We start from the raw sequence: 15,191 nt of genomic DNA, 5'->3' as shown, positions 1-15,191 counted from the left end.
GGCGGACAGCAGGCGCAACTTTTTTCTGCCTGAGTGTGACTTCGAGTTTGATTGCTAAATAGGGTGTTATCTGGTTAACATTTTAGCGCTAAGTGATTAATTGGACGCCAATGATGGGGATTAGCTCACATAAATTAGCTCATAAAGGTTACATTATCCGCGTAAATGCTAAACTACCGACCCAGCGGATCTCAATAAGTCTAGGAATCAAGCCAAATGGCAGAACTAAAGAATGATCGTTATTTACGCGCCCTACTGAAACAACCTGTCGATATGACCCCCGTTTGGATGATGCGTCAAGCTGGCCGTTATCTCCCTGAATATAAAGCGACTCGCGCACAAGCGGGCGATTTCATGTCTTTATGTAAAAACCATGAGCTGGCCTGTGAAGTGACCCTGCAACCCCTGCGTCGTTATGAGCTGGATGCGGCTATTCTGTTTTCCGATATTTTAACTGTACCCGATGCTATGGGTTTAGGTCTGTATTTTGAGGCGGGTGAAGGCCCACGTTTTGAGCGCCCAACAGACACTATCGATGCGATTAAAAAATTATCAATCCCAGATCCAGAAGATGATCTGGGTTATGTGATGAAGGCCGTGAGCACCATTCGCCGTGAACTGAACGGCGCTGTGCCGTTAATCGGTTTCTCGGGTTCGCCTTGGACGCTGGCGACTTATATGGTGGAAGGTGGTTCGAGCAAAACCTTCGAAAAAATCAAGAAGATGGCCTATGCCGAGCCTGCTGCGCTGCATATGTTACTCGATAAGTTAGCGGATTCTGTGACTCTGTATCTGAATGCTCAGGTGGCTAACGGCGCTCAATCTTTAATGATCTTTGACTCTTGGGGCGGCGCGCTATCGCACACGGCTTACCGTGAGTTTTCACTGCGTTATATGCAGAAGATTGTCGATGGCCTGACCCGTTTTGCCGATGGTCGTCAAGTGCCTGTGACCCTATTCACTAAGGGCGGCGGTTTATGGTTAGAAGCCATGGCCGAAACTGGTTGTGATGCCTTAGGTTTAGATTGGACGGTAGATATTGCCGATGCCCGTCGCCGTGTTGGCCATAAAGTGGCACTGCAAGGCAATATGGATCCATCTATGTTGTATGCGCCAATTCCCCGTATCGAAGAGGAAGTTGGGCAAATTCTCGCGGGATATGGTGAAGGTACAGGCCATGTATTTAACTTAGGTCATGGTATTCACCAGCACGTTGACCCAGAGCATGCGGGTGCCTTTATTAAGGCGGTTCACGCGCAATCTAAGCAATATCATAAATGAGATAATGCTCGTTGACACATTAACGGACCTTAGGGTCCGTTTTTTTATGCTATTTGCAGAATTACTGCGTTAAATCAAAGGGGTGAAAGTAAATTAAATGCATGCTATCGCTTACTTTAGCGACGGATAAAGCTAAGTGATGTTTAATACTATTCGTAAATGAGCTATGTTGCATGGCGCAGCGAAGGATTATGCGCAGCTATCAGTCAATTTAGTCATAAAAAGCCGTGGTAAGAGATGCACATTGGCAAGAAAATATTGGTATTTATTGCGGGCTTTTGTCTTCCTGCGGTGGTAATAGTTTCCTATTGCCTTGGTTATTGGTATGACCATCGCGTGGAGCTTTTACGCCAGGATAGTGCTAACCGTGAGCTGACGAATATCCAGCAGCAATTCAAAATTGATGTCGATCGTTTAGCCTTTCTAACGAATATCTACGCCCTGCCGCTATCCCAGCTCTATGGGTCGCAACTTAACACTTTAGAATCGACCTTAGAATCCTCATGGCACTCCAGCTCAATGTCGGCCAATTTGAGTTGGTATATTCTTGCTGATGGTGAGTTACGCGCTTTTCTCCCTAATAAACAGCCTCTTGCCAGCGATAAGCTGCAGGAAATTGCGAGCGCCGTGACAGCCATAGGCAAATCCCGTGTTGCGGGGGCTTATTTGATTGGCAATCAAGCCTTTGTGGTAACGGCAGTTGCCTCCGCCCCCAAGGAATATGTGCTGCTAATACGCCAACTGACACCCAATGATCTCTTGGAATATGCGCAGGCTTCCTTAGTGACTAAGGTGACTATGAGCCACTCGGCCGTAGCCGCATCAAATACTGAGGGCGCTCATAGCGATGTCATTGAAATTCCAAGTCTTTTAAAGAGCGAGCCTATTTATTTACAGGTCTTTTTCTCCGATGGTCTGTTCCAAGCTGTAAAATTTAGGCTCGACTGGGTATCCCTAGGCTTTATTCTGCTGGGCGTGTTTATTGTTGCCCTTGGTTATATTTGGCTTCGCAGGGGCCTGCTTAAACCCTTTAAGCACCTTATGCAGCAATTGGCCTTGGTCGATCCTATGTCCAGTGTCTATCGACCCGTAATGGCGGAGGGAAACCAAGAGTTAGAAGTGCTCGCGAGCCGTGTTAATAGCCTGCTGGCAAGAATTTTTCAGCAAAAAGAACGGGCTAAAATTACCTTAGAATCCATTGCCGAAGCCGTTATTTTGACCGATGTCGATGCTAAAGTGCTTTATATGAATGCAAAGGCCGAGTCGCTGCTCGGTGTGGTGAGTGCTGACGCCCTTAATCTGAGTCTTGGGAGTCTCCTAAAGGCCAGTGAATCACTCAATCAAGCGGTATTCAATTGTATTCGCCTCGGCGATTCGACTCCCCAGACTGAAAAAATTAAGTTATTAACGGCCTCACCGCGGATCATGGAGCGCAGCATCAGCAATGTGCGCGGCCATAACAAAGATATAGTCGGTACTGTGGTGGTACTGCGTGATATTACCCAAGAAGAGTTGCTTAAGCGTCAGCTGCAGAGAAGAGCAAATATCGATAGCGTAACTCAGTTGCTCAATCGGCAAGCCTTTGAGGAGCGCCTCCCTCATTTCGCTCACAACGCTAAGACTATCGCCGTTTGTTACCTCGATTTAGAGCAATTTAAGTTGATCAACGACAGTTGTGGCCATGCCGCGGGGGACCGGATGTTGGCTATGGTGGCAAAGGCGATGCAAGCCTGTCTTGGGCCTGGGGAGTTGTTGGCGCGCCTTGGGGGTGATGAGTTTGGGCTAGTGATGTGTAACCGTACGGCCTTATCTGTGGCGCAGTTGCTAAAGCAGGTGAGCGCTCGGGTATCTCTGCAAGTGTTAAATGACAAAAATTGCCATTATAAAGTGGGCTTAAGCATAGGGGTCGCCTTTGGGCGAGCGCCTTTTATTAATGCCCAAGAACTCTTGAAGGATGCCGATATTGCCTGTATTGCCGCTAAGGCTAAGGGATCTAATCAAATCCATTTTTACGATGATAAAGATAAAGAACTGACTTATCAGCGTAATGCCCCTAAATGGGCGGTGAGGATTGCACAGGCGATTGATGACAATGAACTGATCCTCTACTACCAGCCGATCCGCGGTCTAGGCGCTGGATCTAAGCGCCAACGGATGGAAATTTTACTGCGAATACAGGAGCCCTGTGGCCGCATTCTCGCTCCCGCACAGTTTATTGCCGCCGCAGAGCGCTTTAAGCTGATGCCTGAAATCGATAAAGAAGTGATCCGTAAAGCTTTTTTATGGTTGTCCCTGCATCCGGATCTTTGGCCTGATCATTGTATTTCTATCAACCTTTCGGGCAATAGTTTAGGCGCCGAAGGTATGGTGGAATACATTGCCCAGCAGCAAGGTATCTTTGATATTCCAAGCCAATGTATTTGCTTTGAAATTACCGAAACTACCGCGATTCAAAACCGCCACCGCGGCATGGAAATGCTCAAACAGTTACGCAAATTAGGTTTTTCATTCGCATTGGATGATTTTGGCAGTGGCTTTGCTTCCTATGGTTATCTGCGAGAATTACCCGTGGACTATGTGAAAATTGACGGTTGTTTCGTGAAAAATCTCGCCGTGAATGCCAAAGATTATGCCATAGTCAAATCGATTCAGGATGTTTGCCGTGTAATGGGAATCGAAACCGTCGCTGAGTTTGTTGAAAATCAAGATATTATGGATTGCTTGCAAAGTATAGGTATCAACTATGCGCAGGGTTACGCCATCGGCAGGCCGCAACCTCTCGCTAACTATCGTGAACAATACGGGATAGACATAGCGCAACGTGCATAGGGGATTGCGCACAGGGGATTGCGCTTTGGGTATGATTATGCCAGTTTACGCTAAAGCTTAATTAACACATTGATAACAAGGGAATGATTATGGATGGACTCACTGGCAAAGTGGTGATTATCACTGGTGCCTCAGAAGGTATTGGCCGAGCACTCGCGACGGCAATGGCACGTATTGGGTGCCAACTTGTGCTCAGTGCGCGCAATGAAACCCGCCTAGCTTCACTCGCCCTCGAAATTGCCAATTATGGCCCCACGCCCTTTGTATTTGCCGCCGATGTGACGAGTCCTGAGCAGTGCGAGGCGCTGATCCAAGCGACTATTACCCACTATGGCCGTCTTGATATTTTAGTCAATAACGCTGGCATGACCATGTGGTCACGTTTCGATGAGTTAACCCAGCTGTCGGTGCTCGACGAGATTATGCGCGTCAATTATCTTGGCCCCGCCTATTTGACCCATGCCGCTTTACCCCATTTAAAGGCAAGCCAAGGCCAAGTGGTCGTAGTGGCGTCGGTCGCCGGATTAACAGGCGTGCCAACCCGCAGTGGTTATGCTGCTTCTAAACATGCTGTGATTGGTTTTTTCGATTCTTTGCGGATTGAATTAGCAGATGACAATGTGGCCGTGACGGTGATTTGCCCTGACTTTGTCGTATCGCAAATTCACAAACGCGCCCTCGATGGTAACGGTAACCCCCTAGGCAAGTCCCCCATGCAGGAGTCAAAAATCCTCACTGCAGAGGAGTGCGCCAATATGATGTTACCTGTGATTGCGACCCGTGGGCGGCAGTTGATTACGTCTCTGCGCGGCCGTCTTGGACGCTGGCTTAAACTTATCGCCCCAGGCTTAATCGATAAAATTGCCCGCAGGGCGATAGCTTCAGGCCATTAGCGGTTATTGAGGTGTTTAACTATGGTTTGCTCGGCTTCGTTTTGGGTCGCTTTAGCTCCCTTTGCGAGAATATTCATCGTCGCTTTGTGGCCGGTGAGATCCTCAGCAATATGTAGCCAGTCTGGATGCCAGTAAAAATCCAGTCCCGAGAGTGTTTGCCAGTTGTGCACGCCGGACTTTTCGCCTTGATAAATAATGTCTTTGATTGAATAACCCATAGAAAACCCCCTGATTTATTATTGGATATCATTATTGAGGTTAAATAGTGCGCGCTCCATATCGCGACGGATGTGCGTTAGGTCACGCTTTTAGGCAAAAATAAACCTCGCATCGGCGAGGTTTATTGTTTTTTACACTTAAGCTTCAGCGCCTTAAAGTCTAGTGTCTTAAAGTCTAGAGTATTAAGGTTTAGCACATTGGCTGGGTGAGCTTGTCCCTTTCCAAAGCGTACTGCCATCGCTCAGTGACAGTGGGATAAAGGTTAAACCTTGGCTCATATTCGCAGGCGGTAAATCGGTTTCTAGCTCATACATGCCCATGGGCATAGTCCCCGATGTTGCATTGCTGGCCGTTTGCGCGGCCGCAAGGCTAGAGTAGCGCAGCCCCAACATATCGAAATGGCTGCGCCAATCTTTGCCTGTCAATTTGCTGAGGGAAACCAGCATAAAGTCATTGCCTGGAATGTCTCTAACCGTTTTACCGCCGTAGACGCTGTGGCTATCGAAGGGGAACAAGTCAAAGCCCAGTTTGCTGCGGTTTGCCTGCCAATCACTGGCATTATTGACATATTTGTCGAAAATACGGCTGTGTTGATACAGCAAGGTGAAGAGGTTAAAGCCATTGCTTAAAATTGTACCGTCACTGAGCGTCATGCCGTGGGCCTTAAGTGCCATTTGGATGTAAAACGCCATGCGATAGCCGTTATGCACGGCATAGGCATTGCTGGCCCAGGGCGCTGTGTACCTGTCTTCACCAGCATCTAGCACTTTGCAGTTGGCGCCAAAGACCACGCGCTTGCCGCTAGTATCCGTTGTGCCAACTGCATCGGACATAAACACATAGAAGAGATCTTTGTGGTTCATATGGCCATCGTTAACTGTGCCTGTATTGCCATCGCGCAGATAATGGGTTTTCCACTTCACTACATAGGGGAAGATGTTATTGGAGTTTTCCCCTGCGCGGCTGCCATAGGCTGCCCAATTGTCGCTGTTGGCCGCGGTGGCATATTGCACATTGAGGCGGTTAGTTTGCAGATTATGGCCTAACTCATGGTTATCGCCCCAACCCGTTGGCGAGATATTCCAAGCCGCATCCCAAGGATTACCACTGCAACCTGCACCGCAGTGGGCATTCTGGTCGTAATTGGCGTGTTGAATAATAGTGCGGGTATGCAGACTATTATCGATGCAGTCGTCGCCAAACAGTCCTCTGCAGGCTGACTCAACATCGGCGGGTAAGGATTCGTTTAAGCTCTTACCTTGGATCTTAAGTCCCGCTAGGGTGTAAACGCTGTTGATATGGTCATCGACAATACTGTTAAGAAGCGCGTTCACATCGGGCACATTACCGCCGATGGCATTCATAAAACGGTCGCGGCGCAAATGCTGCTCGGCGCCATCGGTGCGCAGATCCACATGGGGTAATTCGGTATTTTGGATCTTGTCGTTGAAGGCCGTGACTTCGGCTGGATTGGAAAAATCCATAATGCTTGGATGTTTAGCCACATTTTGCGCATGCACATCGACACTGAGCGCGCCTTCGCTGCCACTGATATAAAGGTAAATTGGCCCGCCATAGGGTGTTGAAAACTCAATACTTTGCCCTTGAGCTAAACGCAGGCGCTGCTGTGCTAACTCTAGCGGCGCGCGATAAACTTTTTGCTCATAGGCGCGGTTGGTATTACGTCTATGGTAGTTGAGCTTGATTTCCACATTCGCAGCGCTGCTGTCGAGGCGAGTGAGTTTGATGGTTTGCCCCGGCAGGGCATACCAGCCAGTGGTCGTCCATTGGCCTGTGTAGGGCACACTGATGGTTTTACGCTCGGAGACAGTCGCGGGGTAAGCGTAGTGCGCATTGCTGCCCTTGCTGAGGTTGGCACTGTCGGTAACATATTCACCTAAATCTGTCTGGGCTAAGTTATGGACGCGGGCGTAGCTCACTGTCCAATCGGCAAATAGCGCCTGCTGCCACAGGGCGTATTCGCTGTAGGCTATGGGGTAATCAATCTCGCTGCGATACTTATCGGCGAGCAGTAAACCGGCCTTCATCAGTGAAAAATTTGGGCGGCTAAAAACATCGATACTATTGATATCTAAGGTTTCGGCATTATTGCGATACCAGTCAGCGCCCGCTTTAAATGCATCAACAAAGGCTGGGACATTGCAGCTTAAGTAATTGCCTGTGCAGTCAGTTAATACTTGAGTGTCAAAGCGCTGCTCACGAAGATTTGCGAGTAGTTTTTCTACATCCCCAAGGGTTTTGTCTTCGGCCAGAATGGTGCTCACACTCAGATTGTCGGCATGGAGTTTTGACCAATAATTGCCCGCGGTAGAAAGCCCCATCTCGAGGTAAAGTGGCGACAGCAGTGGGCTTTCATTGCGCCAGTAGTTAGAGAGTAGCAGGGGAATCCCCGCGGCTTTTGCCTTAGCGATAGCGGCCTGTATACCCGCAAAACCCAGTGACTGGCGGTCTATATCACTGATAACGATTAAATCTGGTTTTAGGGTATCGATACAGTTGCTTAACTCGCTGTAATCACAGCTATTTGCCGCATTAATGCTATGGGCATTGGGGTAGTTGCTTGTCAGCCAAGTGCGGATCCCTTCGTTATGGGGAAAGTACCAACTGTCAGCCTTGCTCGGCATTTGGGCGGTCACTATGCTGAGGCCATCGGTTTTATCGGCGCCTTTGGTCAGCCAGCCTAAAAGATTTTTCAATAAAGTATCGGTTTGCGCCGAAGTGTTGACGGAAAACAGATTCCCCGCCATCGCCGCATAGCGTTGATTTTGTTGCTCACCCGCCATTACTAACCCACGAACGGCGCTGGCGCCACTGCCATCGACATTCGAGGGTAAGACAGTAAAAGTGTTTTCCGGCATAAAACTCGAAAAGGTAATAGAGTCGTGGGTCGGATGCCAACTGATGCTGCTACCGACACCTTGATATAGCTGATTTATCTGGGCTTTACGTTTGATGTCGATATTAGCGAGTTCGGCGATGCTGAAATCAATTAACTCACTCGCACTGGCAAGCCTGTGGTCTTGGTGTTTAATGGCATTTTCGGCGTTTGTGATAAATGTCGGCGTGATAGTGCAATCGGCCGTCATGGCCGCAGTGGTGTAAGTCAGCGCATTGAGGGTGCCACCACAGCCAGTAATGCCCTCAAGCGTAAAGCCTGCATCGGCGGTAATGCTAAAAATAGCGCTTTTACCGGACTCCACTTTTTGACTGCTAGGGTCTAGCGTTCCGCCAATTGCTGACACGCTACTGGCGGTGTATTGCACCGGCGAGGGAGGTTGGACTGGCGGCTCTGTGGGCGGCGTTGTCGTGTCCGTATCTTCTGAGCCTCCGCACCCGCTAAGCAGTATGGCGATGGCGGCGAATAGCAGTCTAATCCTCATGGGAGATCCTTGGCATTGATGGCATTAACATTTGCTTGACATTGTAGCTTGCGGCTTAGGTTTTCAATAGGGATAATTATAAAATTTTATTTTAAATCATTGGTTTATAATTGACGATCGTCAAAATCCAGGCATAAAAAAACCGGCATCAAGCCGGTTTAATAAACACAAAGAGTCGTTAATTTTGTTGCTCACGGGCAATGGCGCGATAGCCAATATCGGTGCGGAAATACACGTCATCCCAGTGGATTTCATCAACCAATTGATAGGCTGCTTTTTGCGCTTCGGTGACCGTGTTACCTAGTGCGGTGGCGCAGAGTACGCGACCGCCATTGGTGACCACGTGGCCGTCTTTCATCTCTGTGCCAGCATGGAACACTTTGCCGTTGTTATCGCCAAGGCTGAGACCGTCGATCACATCGCCTTTACGGTACTCATCAGGGTAACCGCCAGCGGCTAATACCACGCCCACCGCTGCGCGCTCGTCGTATTCGGCGGTCACTTTATCGAGTTCGCCACGGGTGGCGGCTAAACACAGTTCCACTAAGTCAGACTTTAACCGCATCATGATCGGCTGAGTTTCTGGATCGCCAAAGCGGCAGTTGTACTCAAGCACTTTGGCACTGCCATCGGGGGCAATCATTAGACCTGCATAGAGGAAGCCCGTGTAGACATTGCCTTCTGCTGCCATACCATCCACCGTTGGGCGGATTACGTTAGCGATTGTCCAATCGTGTACCGCTTGGGTGACCACAGGTGCAGGGGAGTAAGCGCCCATGCCGCCGGTGTTTGGGCCATGGTCGGCATTATCGCGGGCTTTATGGTCTTGGCTGGTGGCCATTGGCAGAATATTTTTGCCATCGACCATGACGATAAAGCTAGCTTCTTCGCCTTTGAGAAACTCTTCAATGACCACGCGTGAACCCGCATCGCCAAACTTGTTACCGGCGAGCATGTCATCGATAGCGGCATCGGCTTCGGTTTGGTTTTGGGCGATGATCACGCCTTTACCCGCGGCTAAACCGTCGGCTTTGATGACGACAGGGTAGCCAGTGGTGGCGGTTAATTCACGTACGAAGGCTTTAGCATCGCTAATCTCGGTACAGTTTTTATAACCCGCAGTTGGAATATTGTGGCGGGCTAAAAAGTCTTTAGTGAAGGCTTTTGAACCTTCAAGCTGGGCTGCGGCTTTAGTAGGGCCAAAAATCGCTAAACCTGCGGCGTTGAAGGCATCGACGACACCGATAACCAGCGGTGCTTCTGGGCCGACTATGGTCAGTTCAATCTTATTGGTTTTCGCAAAATCCAGCAGAGCAGGGATATCGGTGGCGCTGATCGCCAGATTTTCAACATTAGGTTCTAGGGCTGTGCCCGCATTGCCGGGTGCTACATAAACGGTATCAACTTGAGCCGATTGAGCGGCTTTCCAAGCTAGGGCATGTTCGCGGCCGCCGCCACCAATAACTAATACTTTCATTGTAAAGCTCCCATGAATCGAAATGGATAAGGCCCTAGAATCTAGGACCTAGAATCTACTGATTAGTGACGGAAGTGGCGCATGCCTGTCATCACCATGGCCATGCCGTGCTCGTCTGCTGCGGCGATGATTTCAGCATCGCGCATTGAGCCGCCCGGTTGGATGATGCAGCTGATACCCGCAGCCGCTGCGGCATCGATACCGTCACGGAAGGGGAAGAAAGCATCGGATGCCATCACAGAGTTCACCACTTCTAAACCTTCATCGGCGGCCTTGATTCCGGCGATTTTAGCGCTGTAAACGCGGCTCATTTGGCCTGCGCCGACACCGATAGTCATGCCGTCTTTGGCATAAACGATGGCGTTAGATTTAACGAATTTCGCTACTTTCCAGCAGAACATTAAGTCTTTAAGTTCGCTTGCAGTAGGTTGACGTTTAGAAACCACTTTGATGTCTTCTAAACCGACCATACCTTGGTCGCGATCTTGCACCAGTAAGCCGCCATTAACGCGTTTGTAGTCTAAGGTTTGGGTCTTAGTGTTCCACTGGCCGCATTCCAATAAACGCACGTTGGTCTTCTTCGCGACCACATCGCGCGCCGCTTGGCTGACGCTTGGGGCGATAATCACTTCAACGAATTGACGCTCAACGATCGCACTCGCCGTCGCAGCATCTAATTCGCCATTGAAGGCGATAATGCCACCGAAGGCTGAGGTTGGATCGGTTTGATAGGCGCGGTTGTAGGCGTCCAGCAGGTCTTTACCGAGTGCGACACCACAAGGGTTAGCGTGTTTAACGATAACGCAGGCAGGCTCACTGAATTCTTTTACACACTCAAGGGCGGCGTCTGTATCGGCAATGTTGTTGTAAGACAGCGCCTTACCTTGCAGTTGTACTGCAGTCGCGACTGAAGCTTCATCAATTTTAGTGTCGACATAGAAGGCCGCCGCTTGATGGCTGTTTTCGCCATAGCGTAAGTCTTGTTTCTTCACTAATTGGGTGTTGAAGGTGCGTGGGAATTTTGAATCAGTAAAGCATTCGTCCGTGCTGTGCGCAGGAACCATAGTACCGAAGTAGTTGGCGATCATGCCATCGTAACCCGCAGTGTGCTCGAAGGCGGCAATCGCTAAGTCGAAACGCGTCGCATGGGTCGTGCTGCCATTGTTAGCGGCCATTTCGGCTAACACGCGGTTATAGTCGGCCGCATTCACCACGATAGTCACGTCTTTATGGTTCTTCGCCGCAGCGCGCACCATAGTTGGGCCGCCAATATCGATATTTTCGATAGCGTCTTCTAAGGTACAACCGGGTTTAGCCACAGTTTCAGCGAAGGGATAAAGGTTAACCGCAACCAGATCGATGGCATTGATATTGTTGTCGGCCATGACGCTTTCATCAAGACCGCGGCGCGCCAAAATGCCGCCGTGCACTTTAGGGTGCAGCGTCTTAACACGACCGTCCATGATCTCAGGGTGTCCTGTGTAATCAGATACTTCGATAACAGGCACGCCGTTATCCGCTAACAGGCGAGCGGTGCCGCCAGTCGATAGCAGTTCCACACCTTGGGCGTGAAGTGTTTTGGCGAACTCGAGAATTCCGGTTTTATCTGAAACGCTTAACAGCGCGCGACGAATGGGTCTGGCATTATTTGCAGCAGTCATTTGGGTACAGGGTCCAGTTATTTTAGTTTCAAGGATCTTTCGGAAAACAGAACAGCCTTAGTGCTGCACCGCTTTCCAAAAGTCCCTTGGTCCTATTTTTACTTTATTAGCTAACTTTTTATCCCTTCATCACGGCGCGCGTATTCTACCGTAAAACTGCATTTACGGGTGTTTTTTCTGCGTGATTTCACAATATTCATATCAGAACAAAGTGGAGTGGTTTCTGAGTGCGGTATAAATTAAAAATACCCCTTGACCTTGGAGTAGGCTCCAAGGTTTATACTCGCACCATTGAGTTGTATGCTGGAAACTCTCCTTGAGTTGGGGGCTTTCGCAAAGGATGAAGACATGTATCGTATTGGTGAACTGGCGGATGTGTGTGAGGTGAAAGCCGACACCTTAAGATTTTACGAGAAGCACGGTCTGCTCGCGCCTTCGAGCCGTACCGAGTCTGGCTATCGCGTGTATACCGAGGCCGATGCCGCGCGGTTACGTTTTATTTTGCGGGCCAAGGCCGTGGGTTTTACCCTCAATGAAATCAGTGAATTGCTGTCAATCGAGCTCGATAAATCTAATCGCGTCTGCGCCGATGTGAAGGGCATGGTCGATATTAAATTAGCCCAAGTACAGGCCAAAATTGCCGAGTTGCTGCATTTTCAAACTAGTTTGCAGAGTCTGTCCGATGCCTGTTGTGGTGGGCCACGTAGCGCCGAACATTGCTCTATTTTAGAGGCGTTGGAGTCCAGCACTGAGGGGGTACGCGTTGAGCATCACTCCCATGAGGCCCTTAAGTACGATGACAATCAGCAGCAAGTACATCAGCACCAAGCACCGCAGAATGAGGCGCACCAGCATACTCACGGCAAAACAATCCATGATGAGTCAGGGAATTAATTATGTTACTGAAGAATTTTATCGATCTGTTTTTAGACTCAGCGCCTTGGTTGTTATTGGGCTTGATTTTGGCCGGGTTATTAAAAGTATTCGTGCCCATGGCGTGGATGCAAAAGCAGCTCGGTGGTCACGGTTTTAAAACTGTGGTCAAGGCGGCGCTGCTCGGTGCGCCTTTGCCTTTATGTTCCTGCGGCGTGATCCCTGCAGCAGTAGGGCTGCGCCGCTCTGGTGCCTCTAAGGCGGCAACCACCTCCTTTTTAGTCTCAACCCCTGAAACGGGCGTCGATTCAGTGACGGTTTCCTATGTCTTGCTCGGCCCTTTTATGGCAATAGTGCGGCCGATTGCGGCGATCACTAGCGCCATTGTAGCGGGCTTATTGGTTGGTCGTGATGATGACGATGGCAAACCTGTCGTTAAGCCCGAAGTTCAATCAGATAAGCCATTAGAGGGCGCGCCAGTGGCGTCTTGCTGCGCCTCAAAATCTTCGGCCCAAGTTACAGAGGTAAAAGCCGAAACAGCTAAAAGCTGCTGCTCATCGACTAAAGTGCCTGCAATTACGCCTGTGAAATCATCATGTTGTGGCAATGAAAGCGCTCCTGTGCCAAAAGCCGAGCCAAAGCCGAAGATCAAAATGACGCCTATGGCGGCGCCAAGCTTAATGGCGGGTTCTTCAAATGTTATGGCTGTTGGCGGCCAAACCATGGGATCGATTCAAACCATTGGATCGATTCAAACTATGGGGTCTGTGGCCAAGGTTGACGCGGTGAAAGTGGAAAGCGCGGGTTCATGTTGTGGTAGCCAGACCGCAGAGCCTGAAAAAATAGTAGTAGTGAAAAAAGGCGCCTGCTGCGGCAGTGCTAAGGATACAGAGCCGGCTAGTGCTAGCACTGCAGGTGAAAGTTGCTGCGCTTCGACCCAAGATATGGCGAGCGAGTTTAAGTCACAATCGGTATTAAGCCGTGTTGGAATTGGCCTTAAATATGCTGCAACGGATTTAGTGCGTGACACAACCCTGTGGCTGCTGGTGGGCTTATTTTTCGCGGCACTGGTACAAACCTATGTTCCCGCTGACTTCTTAGCTAAGTGGGGCGATGGGTTACTGGCCATGCTGGTGATGGTGCTGGTTTCTGTGCCTATGTATATTTGTGCGACGGCGTCGACGCCGATTGCGGCTGGGCTGTTACTCGCGGGTGTGTCACCCGGTGCTGTGCTGGTGTTTATGATGGCGGGGCCTGCGACCAATATCGCTACTTTAGGTGTGGTTGCTAAAGAGTTAGGTAAGCGTGCGCTATGGGGATACCTTGGCGGTGTGCTCGGTGTGGCTTTAGTAGCGGGTATGTTAGTCAATTATTTGGTGGATACCTTTGGCTTTGTGGTGATGCCGCAAATTGGTGAGCAGCATCAAATGTTACCCCATTGGCTAGTGGCCACCTCGGGTATATTACTGGCGGTATTAATGGCTAAAGTAGTGTTTGAGAAGATCCCTCGCAGTTGGTTACGCCGCAGCGACTGCTGTTCTTAATCGGCTGATATTGCGCTAAATATTATCGAGTCAATAAAAATCCCAGTGTTAGGGTTAACACTGGGATTTTTTATTGTCGGTTTACTTTTTGTGCGCGGTTCAACTAAGGGTTAGTTGGCTTTTTTCGCATCGATAAAGGGCAGTGTGCCCGTTGGTAAGACTGTGGTGGGCAGTTTGCCATCCCATTTTTCAGCCTTAGTCAGTTCGACTAAGTTTTGATTTTGTGCCAGGGCTTCGGCGCGGCTCTTAATCGCCGAGGCTTCAGCGTCGCCTTTAATGCGGATACTTTCGGCCTCAGCCTTAGCACGGGCCAGTTGTGAGTCCGCCTCTGCCTGCGCTTGGGTGACGGCAATTTGCGCGCTGACTCGCTCTTTCTCTAAGTTTTGCAGTTGGGTTTGTACTTCCACTTCGGCGCGCATTCTGTCTTCGACGGATTTTTCATAGGCATTTGAAAAGTCGATATTTTCAATCTGTACTGAGGTGATTTCTACCGGCCCTTTAACGGCTTGGGTTATAGCGTTAGTGACATCGATACCGAATTTTATCCGCTCCTGCACCACTGAAATCGCCGTATATTTACCAAAAATATTTTCCACCTGAGTGGGGACTTGGCGGTCGAGCAGGCGGGCGACCATAGCATCTATGCTTTTAAAGTTAGCATACACTTCTTCGACGCGATCCGGTGGCACGTTAAAGGTGACCGAAGCTTTGAGTGTCGCGGGTTGTTGATCGCGGCTATAGGCCTGTAGCGAGGTATAGCTAGTGGTATGGGTTTGGGTGGAGATTTTTACCACAGTATCAAAGACGGGAATTTTAAATCCAAGCCCAGGCTCGGCGGTGCCAATAATCTTTCCATTACGCAGAATGACTCCCCGCTCGCCTTGGTCAACCGTGTACCAACTGCCAAAGAGAGAAATAAACAGGATCAACAAAATAACGATGGGAATAATTTTGGCTAGGCCGATTGAGCTAGGTAAATTGAGTTCATTTTTAATCATTTAGCTTCCTTTGCT

10 protein-coding genes are annotated in these 15,191 nt (G+C 49.5%); 5 read left to right on the top strand and 5 right to left on the bottom strand.

Going from position 1 to position 15,191, the window contains the following annotated elements; all coding sequences use genetic code 11:
* The first annotated feature begins 216 nt into the window (after positions 1-216).
* The 3 genes from hemE to JFT56_RS17380 all read left to right on the top strand — a co-directional run bounded on the left by hemE (position 217) and on the right by JFT56_RS17380 (position 5,003).
* Positions 217-1,281, top strand: a complete 1,065-nt coding sequence (hemE, locus tag JFT56_RS17390) for a uroporphyrinogen decarboxylase (protein ID WP_198781240.1) — start codon at positions 217-219, stop codon at positions 1,279-1,281.
* Positions 1,282-1,518: 237 nt separating this feature from the next.
* Complete coding sequence (locus JFT56_RS17385; protein ID WP_198781239.1) at positions 1,519-4,110, top strand: putative bifunctional diguanylate cyclase/phosphodiesterase; 2,592 nt, start codon at positions 1,519-1,521, stop codon at positions 4,108-4,110.
* An 89-nt stretch (positions 4,111-4,199) separates the two neighbouring features.
* On the top strand, positions 4,200-5,003 hold the full coding sequence (locus JFT56_RS17380; protein ID WP_198781238.1) for an SDR family oxidoreductase: 804 nt from the start codon (positions 4,200-4,202) through the stop codon (positions 5,001-5,003).
* On the opposite strand, the gene JFT56_RS17375 is transcribed toward JFT56_RS17380, so the two are convergent.
* From JFT56_RS17375 to purH, 4 genes are all read right to left on the bottom strand, one after another.
* Positions 5,000-5,221: a hypothetical protein gene (locus JFT56_RS17375; protein WP_198781237.1), complete on the bottom strand. Its 222-nt coding sequence runs from the start codon at positions 5,219-5,221 to the stop codon at positions 5,000-5,002. The genes JFT56_RS17380 and JFT56_RS17375 overlap by 4 nt on opposite strands.
* Positions 5,222-5,404: 183 nt before the next feature.
* Positions 5,405-8,623 (bottom strand): ImpA family metalloprotease, encoded by a 3,219-nt coding sequence (locus tag JFT56_RS17370; RefSeq protein ID WP_198781236.1) that lies wholly within the window; start codon positions 8,621-8,623, stop codon positions 5,405-5,407.
* Between the two features lie 178 nt (positions 8,624-8,801).
* The gene (purD, locus tag JFT56_RS17365) at positions 8,802-10,100 is read right to left on the bottom strand and encodes a phosphoribosylamine--glycine ligase (RefSeq protein WP_198781235.1); all 1,299 of its coding nucleotides are present in this window, start codon (positions 10,098-10,100) and stop codon (positions 8,802-8,804) included.
* Positions 10,101-10,162: 62 nt separating this feature from the next.
* Complete coding sequence (gene purH / locus JFT56_RS17360; protein WP_198781234.1) at positions 10,163-11,761, bottom strand: bifunctional phosphoribosylaminoimidazolecarboxamide formyltransferase/IMP cyclohydrolase; 1,599 nt, start codon at positions 11,759-11,761, stop codon at positions 10,163-10,165.
* A gap of 348 nt (positions 11,762-12,109) precedes the next feature.
* Between purH and zntR the strand changes: the two genes are divergently transcribed.
* Together zntR and JFT56_RS17350 are read left to right on the top strand one after the other, a co-directional pair.
* A complete protein-coding gene (zntR, locus tag JFT56_RS17355) occupies positions 12,110-12,655 on the top strand; it encodes a Zn(2+)-responsive transcriptional regulator (protein WP_198783628.1) in 546 nt (181 codons plus the stop codon).
* A 2-nt stretch (positions 12,656-12,657) separates the two neighbouring features.
* Positions 12,658-14,178, top strand: coding sequence for an SO_0444 family Cu/Zn efflux transporter (locus tag JFT56_RS17350; RefSeq protein ID WP_198781233.1), 1,521 nt, complete (start codon positions 12,658-12,660; stop codon positions 14,176-14,178).
* A gap of 110 nt (positions 14,179-14,288) precedes the next feature.
* On the opposite strand, the gene JFT56_RS17345 is transcribed toward JFT56_RS17350, so the two are convergent.
* Positions 14,289-15,176 carry a prohibitin family protein gene (locus JFT56_RS17345; RefSeq protein ID WP_198781232.1) on the bottom strand — a complete coding sequence of 296 codons (888 nt, stop codon included), beginning with the start codon at positions 15,174-15,176 and terminating at the stop codon, positions 14,289-14,291.
* Positions 15,177-15,191: the final 15 nt, after the last annotated feature.

It is taken from the genome of Shewanella putrefaciens (assembly GCF_016406305.1).
Taxonomy (GTDB): domain Bacteria; phylum Pseudomonadota; class Gammaproteobacteria; order Enterobacterales; family Shewanellaceae; genus Shewanella; species Shewanella putrefaciens_C.
Note: the sequence above shows the minus strand (reverse complement) of the source record. Positions and strands in the feature narration are given on the sequence as shown.

What these genes read in the sequence shown, in the direction of transcription:
- hemE (WP_198781240.1), top strand. Translation starts at nt 217, where the DNA reads ATGGCAGAACTAAAGAATGATCGTTATTTACGCGCCCTACTGAAACAA.
- JFT56_RS17385 (WP_198781239.1), top strand. Translation starts at nt 1,519, where the DNA reads ATGCACATTGGCAAGAAAATATTGGTATTTATTGCGGGCTTTTGTCTT.
- JFT56_RS17380 (WP_198781238.1), top strand. Translation starts at nt 4,200, where the DNA reads ATGGATGGACTCACTGGCAAAGTGGTGATTATCACTGGTGCCTCAGAA.
- JFT56_RS17375 (WP_198781237.1), bottom strand. Translation starts at nt 5,221, where the DNA reads ATGGGTTATTCAATCAAAGACATTATTTATCAAGGCGAAAAGTCCGGC.
- JFT56_RS17370 (WP_198781236.1), bottom strand. Translation starts at nt 8,623, where the DNA reads ATGAGGATTAGACTGCTATTCGCCGCCATCGCCATACTGCTTAGCGGG.
- purD (WP_198781235.1), bottom strand. Translation starts at nt 10,100, where the DNA reads ATGAAAGTATTAGTTATTGGTGGCGGCGGCCGCGAACATGCCCTAGCT.
- purH (WP_198781234.1), bottom strand. Translation starts at nt 11,761, where the DNA reads ATGACTGCTGCAAATAATGCCAGACCCATTCGTCGCGCGCTGTTAAGC.
- zntR (WP_198783628.1), top strand. Translation starts at nt 12,110, where the DNA reads ATGTATCGTATTGGTGAACTGGCGGATGTGTGTGAGGTGAAAGCCGAC.
- JFT56_RS17350 (WP_198781233.1), top strand. Translation starts at nt 12,658, where the DNA reads ATGTTACTGAAGAATTTTATCGATCTGTTTTTAGACTCAGCGCCTTGG.
- JFT56_RS17345 (WP_198781232.1), bottom strand. Translation starts at nt 15,176, where the DNA reads ATGATTAAAAATGAACTCAATTTACCTAGCTCAATCGGCCTAGCCAAA.